The following is a 19,320-nucleotide window of genomic DNA, read 5'->3' as shown; positions in this document are numbered from 1 at the left end:
ACCGTTGCGCCCCGCATGCGAAAACAACACGGAGACAATGCGATGAACTGGATGGAACGGGTGTTCAAGCTCAGTGAGCACGGCACCAATGTAAGAACCGAGCTGGTCGCGGGCCTGACGACCTTTCTGACGATGGCCTACATCATCTTCGTCAATCCCTCGATCCTGGGGGATGCGGGGATGCCCAAGGGGGCCGTCTTCGTGGCCACCTGCCTTATCGCGGCGCTGGGCACGACCATCATGGCGCTGTACGCCAACTATCCCATCGCGCTGGCGCCGGGCATGGGCCTGAACGCCTATTTCGCTTACGTGGTGGTGCTGCACATGGGCTTCACCTGGCAGGCCGCGCTGGGCGCGGTCTTCGTCTCGGGCTGCCTGTTCCTGCTGGTGACGCTGTTCGGCCTGCGGGAGCTGATCATCAAGGGCATACCGCAGTCCATACGCATAGCGATCACCGTGGGCATCGGCCTGTTCCTGGCGCTGATCGCGCTCAAGAGCGCGGGCATCGTCGCCGCATCGCCGGCCACCTTCGTGACCCTGGGCGACCTGCACAAGCCCGAAGTCATCCTGGCCTCGCTGGGCTTTCTGATCATCGTGGTGCTGGACCGCCTGAAGGTGCCGGGCGCCATCCTGATCGGCATCGTCGTGGTCACCGTGGCCTCGTTCTTCTTCGCGGGCAACGAGTTCCATGGCGTGTTCTCGGCGCCGCCCTCCATCGCGCCCACCTTCCTGCAGCTGGACATCAAGTCCGCGCTGACCGGCGGCATCCTCAACGTGGTGCTGGTGTTCTTCCTGGTCGAGCTGTTCGATGCCACGGGCACGCTGATGGGCGTGGCCAAGCGCGCGGGCCTGCTGGTGCCCAGCCGCATGGGCCGCTTCAATCGTTCGCTGCTGGCCGACAGCGGCGCCATCTTCGCGGGCTCGCTGCTGGGCACCTCCAGCACCACGGCCTACGTGGAAAGCGCGGCCGGTGTGCAAGCGGGTGGCCGCACGGGCCTGACGGCGCTGACCGTGGCCGCGCTCTTCTTGTGCTGCCTGTTCCTGTCGCCCCTGGCCGGCGTGGTGCCCGGCTACGCCACGGCGCCTGCACTGTTCTTCGTGGCCTGCCTGATGCTCAAGGAGCTGACCGAGATCGAATGGGGCGAGACCACCGAGGCCATCCCCGCCGCCGTCACGGCCCTGCTCATGCCCTTCACCTACTCGGTGGCCAATGGCCTGGCCTTCGGTTTCATCACCTATGCCGTGCTCAAGCTGTTCACGGGCCGTTCCAAGGAAGTGCACTGGATGGTGTGGCTGATCGGCGGCGTCTTCCTCTTCAAGTTCGTCTATATAGGCGGATAGCACCCCCTGAGGCGCTTACGCGCCTTCCCCCGTATGCACGGCGCCCTCTCTCGCTTCGCGGGAGGGGGACGACGCCCTCGCCGCGAGGCGGCTCTTGCTCGGCGTCCCTGCTTTTGGGTCGCGCCAGTTTCATAGGCTTTGGGCTCAGGCAAGATGTTTGGTGGGCCCATGCTTGGCGGATGCCTTGCATGGTTTTTTTATGCGGGGTGGATGGCGCCCAGGATGCGCGGGCCGCGTGCGCCTGTGACGGCCGGCAGGTTGCCGGGCAAACCCAGCAGGGCCTGGCGCGCCAGCCAGGCAAAGGCGGCGGCCTCCACCTGCTGAGGCGGCAGGCCGCGCGCGGCCGTGGTGTCCACGGCCACGCCGGGCAGCAGGGCGGCGATGCGCTGCATCAGCTGCGTGTTGAAGGCGCCGCCGCCGCAGACCAGCAGCTCGCCGCCGCCACGCCCGAAGCGCTGCACGGCACTGGCGCAGGCCCGGGCCGTGAATTCGGTGAGCGTGGCCTGCACGTCGGCGGGGCGGGCATCGGCGGCGCTGGTTGCACTGGCGGACAGATGGCCGGCCAGCCAGTCCGCGTGGAACAGGTCGCGCCCCGTGCTCTTGGGTGGCGGCTGCTGAAGGAAAGGCTCGGCCAGCAGGCGGTCGAGCAGGGCGGGCAGCACCTGGCCCGTGGCCGCCCACTGGCCGCCGTCGTCATAGGGCTGGCCGGTGTGCGTCTGGCACCAGCCGTCCATCAGCGCATTGCCGGGGCCGCAGTCGAAGCCCAGCACCGTGCCATCGCCGGCCAGCACGCTGAGATTGGCGATGCCGCCGATGTTGAGCACCAGCACCGTCTCGCCGGGCCGGCCGAACACGCCCTGGTGGAAGGCAGGCACCAGTGGCGCACCCTGGCCGCCAGCGGCCACGTCGCGGCTGCGCAGGTCGGCCACCACGGCAACGCCGCTGAGCTCGGCCAGCAGGGCCGGGCTGTTGAGCTGCAGCGTGTAGCCCATGCCGTCGAACATCTGCGGCCGGTGGCGCACGGTCTGGCCGTGGGCGCCGATGGCCGCGATCTGGCCGGGCGCCAGACCTGTGGCCTGCAGCAGCTCCCGCACCACCTCGGCATAGCTGCGCGCCAGCGCATTGGCCGCCAGCGCCGCGCGGTGCAGCTCGTCGCGGCCCTCGGGGGTGTTCAGGGCCAGCAGCTCGGCGCGCAGCGCGGCATCAAAGCCACGGCTGGCATGCCACAGCACCTGCGTGCCTTCGGCAAAGTCCACAAGCACGCCATCCACCCCGTCGAGCGAGGTGCCGGACATCAGGCCTATGCAGTAGCGGTGGGCGATGGGGGAGGGGGCTGGCTGGTTCATGCCGGCAATGGTAGCCCTGCAGGACCCCGGGGCTGGCGATCACAAAAGGATGCGTCTGAAACAACAAAGGCTGCCAGGGCAGCCTTTGGAGGGGGGTGCAGTGCTCAGCGCTCGGTGGCCAAGGCCAGCGCCTCGTTCGATGCCTGCAGCTCGATGCGCATCTGCGCGGCCATCTTGTCGAAGGCGGCGCGGCCGGCCTTGGAGACGGGGCGGGCGGCATCGGTGGCCTGGACGATGGTCATGGGGTCGCGGTGCTCGCCATTGACGCGGAACTCGAAGTGCAGGTGCGGGCCCGTGGCCCAGCCCGTGGAGCCCACGTTGCCGATGATGTCGCCCTGCTCCACGCGCTGGCCGCGCGTGACGCCGATGTGGCTCAGGTGGGCATAGACCGTGGTGTGGTTGTTGGCGTGGTCCACGAAGATCACGTTGCCGTAGCCGTTCTGCACTCCCGCGAAGGAGACGGTGCCGTCGCCCACGGTGCGTACCTTGGTACCCGTGGGCGCCGCGAAGTCCGTTCCCAGGTGGGCTCGCCAGGTCTTGTGGATGGGGTGCATGCGCATGGCAAAGCCGCTGCTGATGCGCGAGAACTCCACGGGCGAGGTCAGATAGGCCTGGCGGCGGCTCTTGCCGTCCATGGTGTAGTAGTCGCCCTTGGCCTTGCCTTCGTCCTGGAACCACAGGGCCTGCACGACCTTGCCGTTGTTGTGGAACTCGGCGCTGAGCACGCGGCCCGCGCGCAGCGGCTCGCCATCGGCTTCCAGCGATTCGTAGACCACCGAGAAGCGGTCACCCTTGCGCAGGCCGCGGCGGAAGTCCACGTCGCCCTGGAAGATGTCGGCCATCTGCATGGCCACGGCATCGGGAATGGAGGCCGCGTCGGTGGCGGCGAACAGCGAGCTGCGGATGATGCCGCCGGCCAGGCGCGGCGAGGCGGTCAGCTTGCCCGTCTCGATGCGTGTGCTCAGTTCATTGTTCTTGCGCTCGACCACGAGGCGGCGGAAGCTGCCGTCCTCGTCAGGTGCCCAGCGCACGGTCAGCAGGGACAGCTGGTGGTCGGGCGTGGTCTCGGCCGTCACCAGGCGGCCGGCGCGGCCCAGCACATGCTGGCGCACCTGGTCGTTGCCGCGCATGAAGGCGGCGGCGGCCGGATCGGCCACGCCCAGGCGCTGCAGCAGGGTTTCGGCCGTGTCGCTGCCACGCGTGTATTCGGAACGGTACAGGGACATGCCCTGCACACTGTCGGTCAGCTCGGCCAGGGTCTGGCCTTCTGCCAGCGATTCCACGGGCGTGGACAGCATGCGCACCGGCAGGTCGGCCGGATCGGGTCCCAGGTTGGCCACGGCGAAGGCGCCGCCGCCGCCCGTGAGCAAGATGGCTGCCAGTGCTGCGGTGACACGCTTGGGGTGTTGCTGGATCACGGAGGTCAGCCGCGCAACAAGAGCACCGCTGGCATGGTTCAAGCCATATTTCACAACATCAGATCCTTGGGTTGCGCGCATCCGGCCTGGGGGCCGGACAGCATCGCAGCGGCGGGATACGCTCTCCAGACGGGCAACAAGTCCGCGCTCTGTGGTGCGGAAAGGCGGGCGTCTAGAATTCGCCGCAGCGGGAAAATCCCCGGAGTATACCGACGCGGTCCTACGCGGCCTGGCGAAAAACCCTTATGAATCAATCTGCTGTTACAACATACCCGGTCACTGAAGGTGTAGGCCAAGCGCTTGAAATCACCCTGCGCGGCGTGGATGAGCTGCTGCCCCAGGCGGACTGGGTGCAAAAGCTGGCCCGTTCCGAGGCCACCGGCGTGCCGCTGCGCATCAAGCTGGGCCTGGACCCGACGGCGCCCGACATCCACCTGGGCCACACCGTGGTGCTCAACAAGATGCGCCAGCTGCAGGACCTGGGCCACCAGGTGATCTTCCTGATCGGCGACTTCACCACCCTGATCGGCGATCCTTCGGGCCGCAACAGCACGCGCCCGCCGCTGACGGCCGAGCAGATCAAGGTCAACGCCGAGACCTACTACACCCAGGCCGCCAAGGTGCTGGACCCCGCCCGCACCGAGGTGCGCTACAACAGCGAGTGGTGCGACAAGCTGGGCGCGCGCGGCATGATCGAGCTGTCGGCCAAGTACACGGTGGCCCGCATGATGGAGCGCAACGACTTCCACCAGCGCTTCACCGACGGCAGCTCCATCAGCCTGCACGAGTTCCTCTACCCGCTGCTGCAGGGCTATGACTCGGTGGCGCTGCGCGCCGACCTGGAGATGGGCGGCACGGACCAGAAGTTCAACCTGCTCATGGGCCGCCATCTGCAGCAGGAATACGGGCAGGACACGCAGTGCGTGCTCACCATGCCGCTGCTGGTGGGCCTGGACGGCGAGCACAAGATGTCCAAGTCCAAGAACAACTACATCGGCATCACCGAGGACGCCAACACCATGTTCGCCAAGGTGCTGAGCATCTCGGACACGCTGATGTGGAACTGGTACACCCTGCTGTCGTTCAAGAGCCTGGCCGAGATCGCCGCGCTCAAGGCCGAGGTGGAAGGCGGGCGCAATCCCAAGGACGCCAAGGTGCTGCTGGCCAAGGAAATCACGGCGCGCTTTCACAGCGCGGCGCTGGCCGATGCGGCCGAGCAGGATTTCAACAACCGCAGCAAGGGCGGCATTCCCGACCAGATCGACGAGGTCAGCCTGTCGGGCGCGCCGCTGGGCATCGGTGCCCTGCTCAAGCAGGCCAACCTGGCGCCCTCGACCAGCGAGGCCAACCGCCTGATCGACGGCGGCGGCGTGCGCGTGGATGGCTCGGCCATCAGCGACCGGGGCCTCAAGCTCGAAGCCGGCACTTATGTGGTGCAGGTGGGCAAGCGCAAGTTTGCGCGCGTGACGCTGGGCTGATGCCCGCGCCGGGCCATGCGCCCGGCTGCACAGCAATGAAGGACGCCGGCATGCCCGCGTCCTTTTTCATCGCCGGGCCGCCCCAAGATGAAAACGGCCCCCTCGGGGGGCGCGGACCTTGCGCAGCAAGGGGAGCATGGGGGTTATTTTTCAAGCCGGGGGCGATTCGACGGTTTCGCGCGTGACCTCGGCCTGCTCCTGCAGCCACCGGCAGAAGGCGGCCACCTCGGGACGCGCGGCGCTGCGCGGGCCCACGATCAGCCAGTAGGCCAGCGGCGATTCCAGCCGGTGCGCGGGCAGCACCTCGACCAGGTCGCCAGCCGCCAGCGCATCGGCCACCAGCGGCAGCCGTGCAATGGCCAGGCCCTGTCCGGCCAGTGCGGCTTGCACGATCTGGTGGGCGTAGTTGAAGTACAGCCAGCGCGGCGGCTGCAGCTGGTCGCAGCCCTGCACGCCGAACCAGCGCTGCCAGCCCAGCCACTCCAGCTGGGGCATGCGGTGGGCGTCGCCGGTCTCGATCAGCGTGTAGCGGGCCGCGTCGGCCGGCGTCCTGAGCGGCGGGCCGCCGGCCAGCAGGCGCGGGCTGGCCACCACGGCCAGCTGCTCGCCGAACAGGCGCTGCGCCTGGGGCCAGCCGTCGCCCGCGCGGCCGTAGCGCAGGGCCAGGTCCACATCGGTGGTGTCCAGGTCCATCACGGTGTCGCTGGTGTCGATGCGGATGTCGATATCGGGCCAGGCGCGCTGGAAGGACTCCAGGCGCGGGATCAGCCACATGGCGGCAAAGCTGGCCCAGGTGGTGATGGCCACGCTCTTGCGGCCCACGGTCTGGCGGATCTGGCGCACCGAGGCGTCGATCTGCTCCAGCGCGGGCGCCACCGAGCGCAGCAGCTGGGCGCCGGCCCCGGTCAGCTCCACGGCGCGCGTGTGACGCAGGAACAGCGGCACGCCGACTTCATCCTCCAGCGACTGGATCTGGCGGCTCACGGCCGACTGCGTCAGCGACAGCTCGTCGGCGGCCGCGCGGAAATTCAGGTGCCGGGCCACGGCCAGGAAGGCACGCAGATGGCCGGCTCCGATGGCGCGTGTGCGCAGCAGGGGAACGGGTGCAGTGGTGGCATGGGGCATGGCGCCGCCAGCATACGTCAATCGTGTGACCGGCCGCAGCCCTTGGCGGACAGATAATCGGCGGCGTTGCCGGCACAGGTTCTGGCGTTTTGGATGAATCACCTATGACAGCACCTCTGGATCTCGTCATCATGGCCGCGGGCAAGGGCACGCGCATGAAAAGCCGCCTGCCCAAAGTCCTTCAGCGCCTGGCGGGGCGCCCGCTGCTGGGCCATGTGCTGGCGACCGCAGCGCAGCTGGATGCGCGTTCGGCCGTGGTGGTCACGGGCCACGGCGCGGACCAGGTGGAGCCCGCCATGGCGGCGGCCTGCCAGGGCGGCTCCATGGCGCTGAAGTTCGTGCGCCAGGAGCCGCAGCTGGGCACGGGCCATGCGGTGCAGCAGGCCGTGCCTGCGCTGGCGGGCGACGGCATGGTCATCGTGCTCTCGGGCGATGTGCCGCTGACGCAGGCCGACACGCTGCGCGCCCTGGTCGATGCGGCCGATGGCCAGCGGCTGGCGCTGCTGACCGTGCGCCTGCCCGATCCCACGGGCTATGGCCGCATCGTGCGCGGCGAAGACGGCACGGTGCAGCGCATTGTCGAGCAAAAGGATGCCAATGACGCCCAGCGCGCCATCCAGGAAATCTACAGCGGCATCATGGCCGTGCCGGCCCGCCACCTGGCCGGCTGGCTGGCCCGCCTGACCAATGACAACGCCCAGGGCGAGTACTACCTGACCGACGTGGTCGCCATGGCCGTGGCCGACGGCGTGCCCGTGGTCGCGCACTGCATTGCCGACCCGGTGCAGGTGGCCGGCGTCAACAGCCCGCTGCAGCTGGCCGAGCTGGAGCGCGCCCACCAGGGCGCCCAGGCCCGCACGCTGATGGAGCAGGGCGTGCGCCTGGCCGACCCCGCGCGCTTTGACCTGCGCGACGACCCGCGCACCGGCCGCGCGGCCCGCCTGGTCTGCGGGCAGGATGTGGAGATCGACGTGGGCTGCATCTTCAGCGGCCATGTGGAGATTGGCGAAGGCGCGCGCATCGGCGCCTATTGCAGCATTGCCAACGCCACGATTGCGGCGGGCGCCGTCATCCATCCGTACACGCATGTCGATGGCGAGAAGGCCGGCGTCAGCGTGGGCGAGGGCGCCCTGGTGGGCCCGTTTGCGCGCCTGCGCCCCGGGGCGCAGCTGGGCCGCGAAGTGCACATCGGCAACTTCGTCGAGGTCAAGAACTCCGTGCTGGCCGATGGCGCCAAGGCCAACCACCTGGCCTACCTGGGCGATGCCACGGTGGGAGAGCGCGTCAACTACGGCGCCGGCTCCATCACGGCCAACTACGACGGCGTGAACAAGCACCGCACGGTGATCGAGGCCGACGTGCACATCGGCAGCAACTGCGTGCTGGTGGCTCCCGTCACCATTGGCGCGGGCGGCACGGTGGGCGGCGGCTCCACGGTCACCAAGAGCACCGAGCCTGGCGTGCTCACGGTATCGCGGGGCAGGCAGGTGAGCATCACCAGCTGGAAGCGCCCGGTCAAGCTGCCCAAGTCCTGAGACTTCCGAGACACGTGGGCTCGAGGGCCCGCATCGCCGGCGGGTCCCGTACGGGGCAAGCCGATTTTCCGAATCTCCTGACCCTGTTCATGCCATGACGGAACCTTTCGCCCACCCTCCGCCCGACCCTGCCGCCGACCTGCAAGGCCCGCCCCGCACGCTGCAGGACGCGCTGGAGCGCCTGGCCCAGCGCGAGCAGGAGCTGCAGGCCCTGCGCGCCGCGCAGCAGGAATGGCTGCACGCGGTGTCGCACGACCTGCGCGCGCCGCTGCGCCATGTGCTGTCCTTCGGCCCCCTGGTGGACGAGCTGCTGTCGCAGGCCGCGCCTTCGCCGCAGGAACTGCAGGAGGCACGCGGCTTCCTGCAGACCATGGACCAGTCCGCCCGACGCATGGGCGGCATGCTCGACGGCCTGCTGGCCCTGGCGCGCGCCGCCCGCACGCCCATGCAGTGGCAGCCCATTGCCTTGCAGGAACTGCTGGAGCAGGCGCGCACGGCGGTGCTGGCGCAGCCGCGCTGGGCGGCCTGCGGCGCGGCGGCGCGGCTGCAATGGAGCCTGCCGCAGCAAAGTCCCGCCGTGCGTGCCGACGCGGCCCTGCTGCGCCAGGTGCTGGAGGCGCTGCTGGACAACGCCGTCAAGTTCACCCAGCCCGTGGCCCAGCCGCGCATTGCCATCGATGTGGAGCGCCATGCCGACGGCGGCATCACGCTCAGCGTGACGGACAACGGCGTGGGGTTCGACCCCTCGCGTGCGGGCGCGCTGTTCGGCATCTTCCAGCGCATGCACCGTGAGTCGGAGTTTCCGGGCCTGGGCACGGGCCTGGCCCTGGTGCGCGGCGTCATGCGCCGCCACGGCGGCGAGGCCACCATCCGCGCCACGCCGGCGGGCGGCTGCAGCGTATGCCTGAACTGGCCCGGCGGCGAAGTGCGGCGCACGGATCGCGGGCTCTGAGTCTGCCTGCCGCTGGCGCCAGCCCTCAGATCAGCGTGTCATCCGGCTCGGGCTGGTGTGCCTGGCGCGAGGCCTCGCTTCCCGCGTCCGTGCCCGACCTGGTGGGCGCGCTGCCGGCCATCAGCGGCGCAGCAGGTATCACCTGGTCGCGCCCGGCGTCCTTGGCGCTGTAGAGCGCGCTGTCGGCCGCATTGATCCAGTCCTTGACCGACAGAAAGCTGGGGTCCGCCGCCGCCACGCCAATGCTGGCGCTGACGCGCAGATGCGGGTGCTCGCGCACGCGCAGCTGGCTCAGCTGGTTGCGTATGCGCAGGGCCACCGCATAGGCATCGTCCAGATGGGTGTGCATGCACAGCACGGCGAATTCATCGCCTCCGTAGCGGCCGGCCGCGTCATGCGATCGCAGGCAGTGCCGGATGGTCAGGCCGATGGCCTGCAGCACCTCGTCACCCACGGTGTGCCCAAAGCTGTCGTTGATGCGCTTGAAGTGGTCTATGTCCACGATCAGCAGGCAGGCCGAGGTCTGCGTCTGCCGGTAGTCGCGCAGCGCGGCGCGCGCCTTCTGCCACCAGTAGTCGCGGCTGTACAGCGTGGTCAGGGGGTCGATGCGGCTGAGCACCTGCAGCTTCACGTTCTGTCGTGCCAGCTTGCGCACCAGCTGGCGCGTGGACCAGCTGGAGAACACGCTGTGCAGCAGGAGCAGGGGCAGCATGCTCAGCTGCACTGCCAGGCTGGCCTCCCACTCGGGCGCGGGCCGCAGCAGCAGGGCCCCCGCGGCGGCGGCCAGGAAGGTGGCGAACAGCGATTGCAGCCAGCCGTCGCGCGTGGCCGTGTGGTTGCGGTCTGCAATGCTGATGGCCAGCAGCGCAATGCTGGGCAATGCACAGAAATGCATGACGGGAATCCAGCTGCCGATGATCAGCGCATCTATCTTCAGATTGGCGTGTTCGGCGCGGTGGCTGTCACGGCTGTGGCGGGCGTGGAGAAAGGCGATGTGCGGCCAGACCAGGGCGCTCACCAGCACAAAGCCCCAGACAGCCGTGCTGGCGCCCAGCTCGGTCATGGTCGTGCCCACGACGAGGCCACCCAAAGCCATGCTGGAGACGCGCAAGGGATAGGTGCGGCGATGGATGCGCTGGCGCAAGGACATGGCGGTGCGAGCCGAGTGCGCGCCGATTGCCTAGCGCGTCAGAAAGTGTTGTTGCATCAATTTGTATCATTGTCCCCGTGCGTGCGCAACGCCTTAAAGTCCAACGTTGGCGTTCGGGACACATTGCAGGCTTGCTGTCCTACGCAGTCCCGCCGCCGCGCAGTTTCCTGATGCGCACAATTACTCGCAAAATCAAGCGTCCTGGCCTCATTGGGCGCCTGTTCCGGGATTTGCCGGCGGCAGCGGCATGGCGGTGGAGAACTTGGCGCGCCTGACGCTGAAAAAACTCTTGACATTGCGCACGTTGGCGTCGCCCGTGAATAGCGCCCGGCTCAACTCCAGGTAGGCCGGCATGTCGGGCGCGGCCACCACGAGGATGAAATCAGGCCCCGCCGATACGCGCCAGCACTGCTGCACGGCGTCCAGCGCCACGGCGCGGCGCTCGAATCCGTCCAGCGCGTCACTGTCCTGGCGGTCCAGCGAGACCTCCACAATGGCCTGCAGCCCATGGCCCAGGGCGGCGGCCAGGCGTTCGGGCTGCAGGATGGCCACCTGCCGCTCGATCAGCCCGGACTCCTGCAGCCGCCGCACGCGGCGCAGGCAGGTGGGCGGCGACAGCTGCAGCAGCGCGGCCAGGGCCTGGTTGCTGCGGCTGCAGTCTTCTTGCAGCAGCTGCAGCAGCTGCAGGTCGGTAGCGTCCAGTTGAATGGAATTTTTGTTCATTTTGTTATTTATATTGAAATAATATTTCTTGAATGCCTGATGATGAAATATTAGTTCAATAGATAAGGAAATCTGGAGAGAAATTTCTTTTCAACCTGCGTAGCATCCGTCGTCATCTCGAAACAAGGAGCTTGTCCATGTGTGGCATCGTCGCAGCGGTTTCCTTCCGCGATATCGTCCCCGTTCTCGTCCAGGGCCTGCAGCGCCTGGAATATCGCGGCTATGACTCCTGCGGCGTGGCCGTGCAGGCGCTGGACGCACAGGGCGTGCACAGCCTGGGCCTGCGGCGCGCCCGCTCCACGGCGCGCGTGGCCGAACTCATGGACCAGGTGCAACAGGACAAGGTCATCGGCCACACCGGCATTGCCCACACGCGCTGGGCCACGCATGGCGAGCCGGCGGTGCGCAACGCCCATCCGCATTTCAGCCACGGCCCCGGCGTCTCGCCCGTGGCCGATGCCGACCAGCCGGCCCGCGTGGCCCTGGTGCACAACGGCATCATCGAAAACTACGAAGCCCTGCGCGCCGAGCTGCAGTCCAAGGGCTATGTCTTCGCCAGCCAGACGGACACCGAGGTCATCGCCCACCTGGTGGACAGCCTCTACGGCGGCGACCTGTTCGAGGCCGTGCAGGCCGCCACGCAGCGCCTGCATGGCGCCTTTGCCATCGCCGTCATGCACAAGGACGAACCGCAGCGCGTGGTGGGCTCGCGCGCCGGCTCGCCGCTGATCCTGGGCGTGGGCCAGGATGGTGCCGAACACTTCCTGGCCAGCGACGCCATGGCCCTGGCCGGCGTGACCGACCAGATCGTCTACCTGGAAGAGGGCGACATCGTGGACCTGCAGCCTGGCCGCTACTGGCTGGTGGGCAAGGGCGGCGAGCGGCTGGCGCCCGAGCAGCGCCCCGTGCGCACCGTGCACGCCCACAGCGGCGCGGCCGAGCTGGGTCCCTACCGCCACTACATGCAAAAGGAAATCTTCGAGCAGCCGCGCGCCATTGCCGACACGCTGGAAGGCGTGCAGGCCATCGTGCCCGAGCTGTTCGACGGCGTGGCCTCGGACGGCAAGGCCGGCACTTCGGCCTGGCGCGTGTTCAAGGAGATCGACCGCGTGCTCATCCTGGCCTGCGGCACCAGCTACTACAGCGGCTGCACGGCCAAGTACTGGATCGAGTCGCTGGCCGGCCTGCCCTGCAGCGTGGAAGTGGCCAGCGAATACCGCTACCGCACCAGCGTTCCCCATCCCAAGACCCTGGTCGTCACCATCAGCCAGTCGGGCGAGACCGCCGACACCCTGGCCGCGCTGCGCCATGCCCAGAACCTGGGCATGAAGCACACGCTGACCGTCTGCAACGTGGCCACCAGCGCCATGGTGCGCGAATGCGAGCTGGCCTACATCACGCGCGCCGGCGTGGAGATCGGCGTGGCCTCCACCAAGGCCTTCACCACCCAGCTGGCGGGCCTGTTCCTGCTGACCCTGGCCCTGGCCCAGTCGCAAGGGCGGCTGAGCGAGGAAAAGGAGCAGCAATACCTGGCCGCCATGCGCCACCTGCCCGTGGCCCTGCAATCCGTGCTGGCGCTGGAGCCCCAGGTCATCAGCTGGTCCGAGGACTTCGCCAAGCGCGAGAACGCGCTCTTCCTGGGCCGTGGCATCCACTACCCGATTGCGCTGGAAGGCGCGCTCAAGCTCAAGGAAATCAGCTACATCCACGCCGAGGCCTATCCGGCCGGCGAGCTCAAGCACGGCCCGCTGGCCCTGGTGGACAGCGCCATGCCCGTGGTCACGGTGGCGCCCAATGACGAACTGCTGGAAAAGCTCAAGAGCAACATGCAGGAAGTGCGTGCGCGCGGCGGCGTGCTCTATGTGCTGGCCGATGCCAAGACCAACATCGAAAGCAGCGAAGGCATGCACGTCATCCGCATGCCCGAGAACTACGGCGCGCTCAGCCCCATCCTGCACGTGGTCCCGCTGCAGCTGCTGGCCTACCACACGGCCTGCGCACGCGGCACCGATGTGGACAAGCCGCGCAACCTGGCCAAGAGCGTGACGGTGGAGTGAGGCGGGGGCCGGGGTAGGGCGCAGGTATTCTGGGTAATTAAAGTCGTGAACACGCAATTAAAGTCGTAAACAAGCCTCCAGGATTCATGCAGATCTGCGCCGTGGTCGTTTACAAGGGTAAAACCGTAAACCGAATCAGACGGCTAGTGCAGACATAGATATGCGGAGGTAACCATAGCCTGGTTTAGGTTTGTTGCTATAAAAAGAGCGCACATTTGGGGCGCTCTTTTTTTGTTTCACGAGGACTCCAGCTCGGCAATTCGCTGGACTACGCCAAGGCTCGATACAGCAGGTTTATCAATAACTTAGGCGAGTTCAACATATGCCGGTGCTTTCCGAAGCTTGACCCGGCTTCCTCTCGCATGGCTCCCATGCGGCTCTTGGAAACCGGGCTTTCCGAGGAGTCATCATGGCGAAGATCAAGCTCACCAAGTCCGCAGTCGATGCGGCACAACCTCAAGACAAGGCCATCGAACTGCGGGACACCGTGGTGCCCGGCTTCCTGTGCAAGATCACCCCGGCGGGCCGCAAGGTGTTCATGCTTCAGTACCGCACGAACGCCGGCGAGCGCCGCAAGCTCGCCTTGTAGCAGTACGGGGAACTGACGGTCGATCAGGCACGCACGATGGCGCAGGAGTGGCTGACCGAACAAGCCTGCCCGCCTTTGGCAATCTGCATCGCTACAACGCGACCCGGTTTGCTTTCTACAGGCTCTCATGTAGCTCCCAGCCCACAACGCTGCATCCTCTACTAGCGGCGTGAAACAGAGCTAACCTCTTGCTCCATATATGGTTTCAAGTCCCGTGTGATTTCAACAAAAGGCTTGACGCCAGCCATTTTTTATCAATAGATGCGCTCCTTTTGTAGAGTTCAGTTGCGCAGCGAAATCGACTAAGCGTGCTTCATCTCCCACCGCCGCAATCGCTTCGAGCAGCAGCCCCCCGTTCAAAGACTGAATGCGCCGATTGTTGTCGAACATGAATCGATCTCCTGGGCGCGAACACCGGAGCGCCACTGGAACCCATATTCGGTAGCATCGAATATCGAGCCAAATGCATGGTTTACAGAAGTGTTGGGTTGGGAGCGTCCCCGTACACTGCCTTGGGATCGAACGTCTTTGCAGATTCTGTGTAGATTAGGTCTGTGTCAGCTTGACCCCGCGCGCCCACTGGCACTTGCCGGTAGAAGCATGAACGGTAGCCAACGTGGCAACTGGCACCAGAGCCTGACACGCGCACGCGCATCCAAATCGCATCCTGATCGTCGTCGATGCGCATTTCCTCGACAACCTGTACCAAGCCACTGGTTGCCCCCTTGTGCCAGAGCTTCTTGCGTGATCGGCTCCAGTAGTGCGCCTCTCTGGTCTGGATGGTCTTCTCCAAGGCTTCGCGGTTCATATAGCCCAGCATCAGGACTTCGCCGTCGTCCGCTGCGGTCGTCACACAGGCAATCAAGCCATCGCCGTCGAACTTCGGAGCCAGTTCTCTCCCTTCTTCGACTTGCTCAATGGATGTCCTGGGATGCAGCCTCACTTGGGCTGGATCCGTATCGGTTTGATGGTTCATAGATGTTCCTTGGGATATATCAAGAATCGCTGCGGCGGTGCTCGCACGGATTCTTCGTGCAGCGGCCATACAGGATGTGGGAATGCTCGACCACCTTGAATCCATGTTCCGCAGCGATCCATTTCTGTTGCTGCTCGATGGCCTCGTCGTGGAATTCCTGCACACGGCCACAGGAAGTACAAACCAGGTGGTCGTGGTGCATGCCGTCATCCAGCTCATAGACGGCCCGGCCTGACTCGAAGTGCGCCTGCTTGAGCAGGCCGGCTTGTTGCAACTGGGTGAGCACGCGGTACACCGTGGCCAAGCCGACGTCGTGACCGCTCTCGAACAGCAGGCGATACACCTCTTCGGCCGTCAAATGCCGCACCTTCGTCCTCTGAAAGAGTTCGAGAATTTGCAGGCGAGGCAGCGTGGCCTTGAGGCCACGGCTTCTGAGTTCGCGTGAATCAGGCATAGGATGCTTCTCCAGTGGTTTCCCTTGACCGCGATTCCAGAAACCGAACTGCCGCGCCTTTCGGTTTTCCAGTGAGGGCTTCATCCCGAACGGCACAGCAACCTCGAATCACTGTGTGAATGGGCCAGCCCGTGACCGTCCGGCCGTCATACGGCGTCCAGCCGCTGACGCTGGCGATCCAGTCATTGCGGATGACGCGGCGTGCTCGCAAATCGACGATGCTGAAATCGGCGTCGTAACCCACCGCGATGCGTCCCTTGCCCTCGATGCCGAAGATGCGGGCTGGCCCTGCACTGGTCAAATCCACCAGCCGTTGCAGACTCAAGCGCCCGGCATGCACATGGTCGAGCATCACGGGCAGCAGCGTCTGCACGCCTGTCATCCCGCTGGGAGATTCGGGGTAAGGCCGCGCTTTCTCAGCCAGCGTGTGGGGCGCATGGTCGCTGCCGATGACATCGACAAGACCATTGCGGATCGCCTGCCATAGCGCATCCTGATGGTGCTGTTCACGCACGGGCGGATTCATCTGCGCCAGGCTGCCCAGGCGTTGATAGCATTCGGGCGCTTGCAAGCTCAGGTGGTGCGGCGTGACTTCCACCGTGACACGATGCTTGCGACCCGCCAGGAACGCCATTTCCTCGGCGGTGGAGACATGCAGGACATGCAGGCGCCGCCCACATTCCTCGGCCAGCCGCACGATGCGCTGTGTCGCCATCAACGCGCTGTCCACATCGCGCCAGACGAGGTGCTGGCGCACGTCCGCGCTGTCCACGGCGATGTGTTTGCGCTCGCGCAGCCGGGCTTCGTCCTCGGCATGCACGGCCAGTCGCCTGAGTCCATGACGCAGGATGCGGCGCAGCACTTCATCGCCATCCGCCAGCAGGTCGCCAAAGGAACTGCCCATGAAGACCTTGACGCCAGCGCAGCCCGGTAGTTTCTCCAATTTGGCCAGTTGCTCCGCATTCACGGCAGAGCCGCCAACATAGAAAGCGTGATCGCACCATGCGCGGCCACGGGCGGCATCCAGCTTGGCTTGCAGGTCAGCCGCGCTCAAGGTCAGCGGGGCCGTGTTCGGCATCTCGAAAATGGCGGTGACGCCGCCCAGCACCGCGCCGCGCGTGCCTGCCTCCAGGTTTTCCTTGTGCATCAGGCCCGGTTCACGGAAATGCACCTGGCTGTCGATGACGCCGGGCAGCACGTGCAGGCCAGTGGCGTCCAGTGTGGTCTCGGCACTCCATGTACCGCAAAGATCGCCCAGCGCAACGATCTGGCCGTGCGCGCAGGCCACGTCGATGTGCTCGGCCCCGCTGGGCGTCATGACGGTTGCACCCCGTACCAGAAGATCGGCGTGTCGGCCGGCCGACGGCGTGATAGCGTGGCTGGTGCCGTTCATGAGACGGCCTCCAGCGCATTGGCCGCAGCCTCGCTTGATGTGTGCCTCCTGTTCAAACGAGCGCACAAGCGGCGTTGCGCCTCGCTACGTGCAGCGGTGTCCGGCGCTTGCGACTCCCGCAGCAACAGTGCCACGGCATCCATCAAGGGCAACACGCCCAGGTCTTGCCCGTCCCGGCTGCGGATGGCAATGGAGCCTGTGTCGCGCTCCTTGGCCCCGGCGACCAGCAGAAAGGGGATACGCTGCAAAGTCTGCTCGCGGATCTTGTAGCTAATCTTCTCGTTGCGCACATCGGCTTCGCAGCGCAGCCCTGCACCTCGCAGAAGCTGCGCAACATCCTGCACGTAGGTGGCATGCTCCTCGGTGATCGACAACACCATCACCTGCATCGGTGCCAACCAGGCCGGGAGCTTGCCCGCGTGGTGCTCGATCAGAATGCCGGTAAAACGCTCCAGCGAACCGAACAATGCACGGTGCAGCATGACCGGGCGCTTGCGCTGGCCGTCTTCATCGACATATTCGATGCCGAAGCGTTCAGGCAGGTTCATGTCCACCTGGAGGGTTCCGCACTGCCAGTCGCGGCCGATGGCATCACGCAGCACGAATTCGAGCTTGGGGCCGTAGAAGGCGCCTTCGCCTGGATTGAGGCGGTAGGCCAGCCCCATGCCGTCCAGCGCCCGAACCAGCGCGCCTTCGAGCAAGTCCCACGTCGCCTCATCGCCCATGCGGTTCTCGGGCCGGGTCGAGAGCTTGATGCGCACATCCTCGAAGCCGAACTGACGGTAGATGTCGAGCACCAGGGCCACGACCTCGCGGCACTCGGTGTCCATCTGCTGCGGTGTGCAGTAGATGTGGGCGTCGTCCTGCGTGAAGTGGCGCACACGCAGCAGTCCGTGCAGCGCGCCGGAAGGTTCGTAGCGATGCACCTTGCCGAACTCGCCCATGCGGATTGGTAGGTCGCGGTAGCTTTTGAGGCCGTGGCGATACAGCAGTACGCTGCCGGGACAGTTCATGGGCTTGAGCGCGAGGGCGCGGCCATCCTCGGTCTCGGTGGTGAACATGTGGTCACGGTAGTTCTGCCAGTGGCCGGAGATTTCCCACAGGCTGCGATCCATCACGTCGGGCGAATTCACCTCCACATAGCCCGCGTCCTGCTGGCGGCGGCGCATGTAGGCGATCAACTCCTGGAAAACGGCCCAACCGCGCGGATGCCAGAACACGGCACCGGGCGCATCTTCCTGGAAATGGAACAGATCCAGTTCGCGGCCCAGCTTGCGGTGGTCGCGCTTCTCGGCCTCTTCGATCCGCTGGAGATAGGCATCGAGCTGCTTCCTGTCGGCCCAGGCCGTGCCGTAGATGCGCTGGAGCTGTTCGTTCCTGGCATCGCCGCGCCAGTAGGCGCCGGCCAGCTTGGTGAGCTTGAACGCCTTGAGAAAGCGTGTATTGGGCACATGCGGCCCACGGCACATGTCCACGTATTCCTGGTGGAAATACATGCCCATTTGCTGTTCGTCCGGCATGTCCTTGATCAGCCGCAGCTTGTAGTCCTCGCCGCGCCGCCTGAATATCTCCATGACCTCATAGCGCGGCAGCACGCGCTTGATGACGTCGTAGTTCTGCGCGATCAGTTCCTTCATGCGCGCTTCTATGGCGGCTAGGTCTTCAGGCGTGAAGGGGCGTTGGTAGGCGATGTCGTAGTAGAAGCCGTCTTCGATGACCGGACCGATGACCATCTTCGCGCTTGGGTAGAGCTGCTTGACGGCATGGCCGACCAGGTGCGCGCAGGAGTGCCGTATGATTTCCAGCCCTTCCTCATCCTGGGGTGTGATGATCTGCAAGGTCGCATCTTGGGCTATCAGGTCGCACGCATCGACGAGCCGCCCATCGAGCTTGCCCGCCACGGTGTTCCTGGCCAGACCAGAGCTGATGGCCTGTGCTACCCCCAGCACGGAAACCGGATGACCCAATGTACGGCGGCTGCCATCCGGCAGCGTGACCACCACAGAGGCGGAAGCGGAGCCCGGGAGCGCATTCATAGCGCCTCCACCACCGAAGGCGTTAGGCGCATGAAGCCCTCGGCATACTCGATGTTGCGCGCTGCCGTGATGCCGATGTTGCGCTTGGCTTGCACGCCGCGTTGCTGGGCCACGCGCGTGTAGTAGTGCCACAGGTGTTCCTGCCCGGCCATGCACTCGATGGCGCGGCGCTTGGTGTCCCACACGTCGGTGATGTCCAGGAGGGTGTTCGGCTCCCAGCCGCATTGCTCAGGCTGGTGAGGCTCGAATGCATAGACAGGCGGTGCGCCAAGAATCTTTTGGCCTGGGTTGTGGCCTTCGGCCTGGGCGATGACACGCGCCTCCTGGGTCACGTGCATGGCCAGCGGGTGATCGAAGTTGTAGGGGTCTTTGACCGAATGGCTCAACACGAAGGCTGGTTGCAGCGTGCGGTACAGGTCAACCAGACGGAACAAGGTGTCGTCGTTCACGCGCATCGGATAGTCGCCAATGTCCCAAAACTCCACCTCACCGCCGAGGATATCGGCGGCGCGCTGCGCTTCGTCCCGGCGCGCGGCCTTGACCTTCTCCAGTGTCATGCCGGACTGGCGCCAGAGCTTGGCCGATTCACCCCGTTCGCCATAGGACAGGCAGACGATCTTGACCTTCCACCCCTGTTTGGCATGGCTGGCGATGGCACCGCCCGCGCGCCATACGAAGTCGGCGGAATGGGCACTGACCACAAGGGCACTCTGAGGTTGAGACATGGATGCTGTCCTTTTTTCTGAA

16 protein-coding genes and 1 pseudogene are annotated in these 19,320 nt (G+C 66.0%); 6 read left to right on the top strand and 11 right to left on the bottom strand.

Annotation, left to right across the window (positions count from 1 at the left end):
* The first annotated feature begins 42 nt into the window (after positions 1-42).
* Positions 43-1,341, top strand: a complete 1,299-nt coding sequence (locus ACN20X_RS28270; RefSeq protein WP_016448452.1) for an NCS2 family permease — start codon at positions 43-45, stop codon at positions 1,339-1,341.
* Positions 1,342-1,538: 197 nt separating this feature from the next.
* Here ACN20X_RS28270 and ACN20X_RS28265 read toward each other — a convergent pair whose 3' ends face one another.
* Positions 1,539-2,687, bottom strand: a complete 1,149-nt coding sequence (locus ACN20X_RS28265; RefSeq protein WP_016452752.1) for an anhydro-N-acetylmuramic acid kinase — start codon at positions 2,685-2,687, stop codon at positions 1,539-1,541.
* 104 nt (positions 2,688-2,791) lie between these two features.
* Positions 2,792-4,186 carry a peptidoglycan DD-metalloendopeptidase family protein gene (locus tag ACN20X_RS28260; RefSeq protein ID WP_046241655.1) on the bottom strand — a complete coding sequence of 465 codons (1,395 nt, stop codon included), beginning with the start codon at positions 4,184-4,186 and terminating at the stop codon, positions 2,792-2,794.
* Positions 4,187-4,350: 164 nt separating this feature from the next.
* Between ACN20X_RS28260 and tyrS the strand changes: the two genes are divergently transcribed.
* Positions 4,351-5,583 (top strand): tyrosine--tRNA ligase, encoded by a 1,233-nt coding sequence (gene tyrS, locus ACN20X_RS28255; RefSeq protein ID WP_016452751.1) that lies wholly within the window; start codon positions 4,351-4,353, stop codon positions 5,581-5,583.
* Positions 5,584-5,733: 150 nt separating this feature from the next.
* Here the strand turns inward: tyrS and ACN20X_RS28250 are convergent, their stop codons facing one another.
* Entirely contained in the window at positions 5,734-6,708 is a 975-nt protein-coding gene (locus tag ACN20X_RS28250) for a LysR substrate-binding domain-containing protein (protein WP_012207701.1), read from the bottom strand.
* Between the two features lie 104 nt (positions 6,709-6,812).
* On the opposite strand from ACN20X_RS28250, the gene glmU reads away from it, so the two are divergent.
* Together glmU and ACN20X_RS28240 are read left to right on the top strand one after the other, a co-directional pair.
* The gene (gene glmU, locus ACN20X_RS28245; RefSeq protein ID WP_034348976.1) at positions 6,813-8,243 is read left to right on the top strand and encodes a bifunctional UDP-N-acetylglucosamine diphosphorylase/glucosamine-1-phosphate N-acetyltransferase GlmU; all 1,431 of its coding nucleotides are present in this window, start codon (positions 6,813-6,815) and stop codon (positions 8,241-8,243) included.
* Positions 8,244-8,337: 94 nt separating this feature from the next.
* Positions 8,338-9,195 carry a sensor histidine kinase gene (locus ACN20X_RS28240; RefSeq protein ID WP_016448447.1) on the top strand — a complete coding sequence of 286 codons (858 nt, stop codon included), beginning with the start codon at positions 8,338-8,340 and terminating at the stop codon, positions 9,193-9,195.
* Positions 9,196-9,220: 25 nt separating this feature from the next.
* On the opposite strand, the gene ACN20X_RS28235 is transcribed toward ACN20X_RS28240, so the two are convergent.
* The gene (locus tag ACN20X_RS28235) at positions 9,221-10,345 is read right to left on the bottom strand and encodes a GGDEF domain-containing protein (RefSeq protein WP_016448446.1); all 1,125 of its coding nucleotides are present in this window, start codon (positions 10,343-10,345) and stop codon (positions 9,221-9,223) included.
* 207 nt (positions 10,346-10,552) lie between these two features.
* A complete protein-coding gene (locus tag ACN20X_RS28230) occupies positions 10,553-11,068 on the bottom strand; it encodes an Lrp/AsnC family transcriptional regulator (protein ID WP_016452750.1) in 516 nt (171 codons plus the stop codon).
* A gap of 137 nt (positions 11,069-11,205) precedes the next feature.
* Here ACN20X_RS28230 and glmS point away from each other — a divergent pair, with 137 nt between their 5' ends.
* Together glmS and ACN20X_RS28220 are read left to right on the top strand one after the other, a co-directional pair.
* A complete protein-coding gene (glmS, locus tag ACN20X_RS28225) occupies positions 11,206-13,125 on the top strand; it encodes a glutamine--fructose-6-phosphate transaminase (isomerizing) (RefSeq protein ID WP_016452749.1) in 1,920 nt (639 codons plus the stop codon).
* A 409-nt stretch (positions 13,126-13,534) separates the two neighbouring features.
* Positions 13,535-13,774: pseudogene (locus ACN20X_RS28220) on the top strand (Arm DNA-binding domain-containing protein); the annotation flags it as partial.
* A gap of 162 nt (positions 13,775-13,936) precedes the next feature.
* Here the strand turns inward: ACN20X_RS28220 and ACN20X_RS28215 are convergent.
* The 6 genes from ACN20X_RS28215 to ACN20X_RS28190 form a co-directional block, all read right to left on the bottom strand.
* Positions 13,937-14,104, bottom strand: coding sequence for a hypothetical protein (locus ACN20X_RS28215; RefSeq protein ID WP_016452747.1), 168 nt, complete (start codon positions 14,102-14,104; stop codon positions 13,937-13,939).
* Between the two features lie 82 nt (positions 14,105-14,186).
* Complete coding sequence (gene hisI / locus ACN20X_RS28210) at positions 14,187-14,690, bottom strand: phosphoribosyl-AMP cyclohydrolase (RefSeq protein WP_016452746.1); 504 nt, start codon at positions 14,688-14,690, stop codon at positions 14,187-14,189.
* Positions 14,691-14,709: 19 nt separating this feature from the next.
* Positions 14,710-15,144: a ferric iron uptake transcriptional regulator gene (gene fur, locus ACN20X_RS28205; protein ID WP_016452745.1), complete on the bottom strand. Its 435-nt coding sequence runs from the start codon at positions 15,142-15,144 to the stop codon at positions 14,710-14,712.
* Positions 15,137-16,537 (bottom strand): dihydroorotase, encoded by a 1,401-nt coding sequence (locus ACN20X_RS28200; RefSeq protein WP_473210134.1) that lies wholly within the window; start codon positions 16,535-16,537, stop codon positions 15,137-15,139. The genes fur and ACN20X_RS28200 overlap by 8 nt, the downstream gene beginning before the upstream one ends.
* On the bottom strand, positions 16,534-18,573 hold the full coding sequence (gene thrS / locus ACN20X_RS28195) for a threonine--tRNA ligase (RefSeq protein WP_016452743.1): 2,040 nt from the start codon (positions 18,571-18,573) through the stop codon (positions 16,534-16,536). Before thrS ends, ACN20X_RS28200 begins: the two co-directional genes overlap by 4 nt.
* A complete protein-coding gene (locus ACN20X_RS28190; RefSeq protein WP_016452742.1) occupies positions 18,570-19,298 on the bottom strand; it encodes a PIG-L deacetylase family protein in 729 nt (242 codons plus the stop codon). Before ACN20X_RS28190 ends, thrS begins: the two co-directional genes overlap by 4 nt.
* Positions 19,299-19,320 lie beyond the last annotated feature (22 nt).

The organism is Delftia sp. PX-1 (assembly GCF_055797465.1).
The sequence above is the reverse complement of the archived record's forward strand: the minus strand, read 5'-3'. Positions and strand labels throughout refer to the sequence as shown.

What these genes read in the sequence shown, in the direction of transcription:
- ACN20X_RS28270 (WP_016448452.1), top strand. Translation starts at nt 43, where the DNA reads ATGAACTGGATGGAACGGGTGTTCAAGCTCAGTGAGCACGGCACCAAT.
- ACN20X_RS28265 (WP_016452752.1), bottom strand. Translation starts at nt 2,687, where the DNA reads ATGAACCAGCCAGCCCCCTCCCCCATCGCCCACCGCTACTGCATAGGC.
- ACN20X_RS28260 (WP_046241655.1), bottom strand. Translation starts at nt 4,186, where the DNA reads ATGCGCGCAACCCAAGGATCTGATGTTGTGAAATATGGCTTGAACCAT.
- tyrS (WP_016452751.1), top strand. Translation starts at nt 4,351, where the DNA reads ATGAATCAATCTGCTGTTACAACATACCCGGTCACTGAAGGTGTAGGC.
- ACN20X_RS28250 (WP_012207701.1), bottom strand. Translation starts at nt 6,708, where the DNA reads ATGCCCCATGCCACCACTGCACCCGTTCCCCTGCTGCGCACACGCGCC.
- glmU (WP_034348976.1), top strand. Translation starts at nt 6,813, where the DNA reads ATGACAGCACCTCTGGATCTCGTCATCATGGCCGCGGGCAAGGGCACG.
- ACN20X_RS28240 (WP_016448447.1), top strand. Translation starts at nt 8,338, where the DNA reads ATGACGGAACCTTTCGCCCACCCTCCGCCCGACCCTGCCGCCGACCTG.
- ACN20X_RS28235 (WP_016448446.1), bottom strand. Translation starts at nt 10,345, where the DNA reads ATGTCCTTGCGCCAGCGCATCCATCGCCGCACCTATCCCTTGCGCGTC.
- ACN20X_RS28230 (WP_016452750.1), bottom strand. Translation starts at nt 11,068, where the DNA reads ATGAACAAAAATTCCATTCAACTGGACGCTACCGACCTGCAGCTGCTG.
- glmS (WP_016452749.1), top strand. Translation starts at nt 11,206, where the DNA reads ATGTGTGGCATCGTCGCAGCGGTTTCCTTCCGCGATATCGTCCCCGTT.
- ACN20X_RS28215 (WP_016452747.1), bottom strand. Translation starts at nt 14,104, where the DNA reads ATGTTCGACAACAATCGGCGCATTCAGTCTTTGAACGGGGGGCTGCTG.
- hisI (WP_016452746.1), bottom strand. Translation starts at nt 14,690, where the DNA reads ATGAACCATCAAACCGATACGGATCCAGCCCAAGTGAGGCTGCATCCC.
- fur (WP_016452745.1), bottom strand. Translation starts at nt 15,144, where the DNA reads ATGCCTGATTCACGCGAACTCAGAAGCCGTGGCCTCAAGGCCACGCTG.
- ACN20X_RS28200 (WP_473210134.1), bottom strand. Translation starts at nt 16,537, where the DNA reads ATGAACGGCACCAGCCACGCTATCACGCCGTCGGCCGGCCGACACGCC.
- thrS (WP_016452743.1), bottom strand. Translation starts at nt 18,573, where the DNA reads ATGAATGCGCTCCCGGGCTCCGCTTCCGCCTCTGTGGTGGTCACGCTG.
- ACN20X_RS28190 (WP_016452742.1), bottom strand. Translation starts at nt 19,298, where the DNA reads ATGTCTCAACCTCAGAGTGCCCTTGTGGTCAGTGCCCATTCCGCCGAC.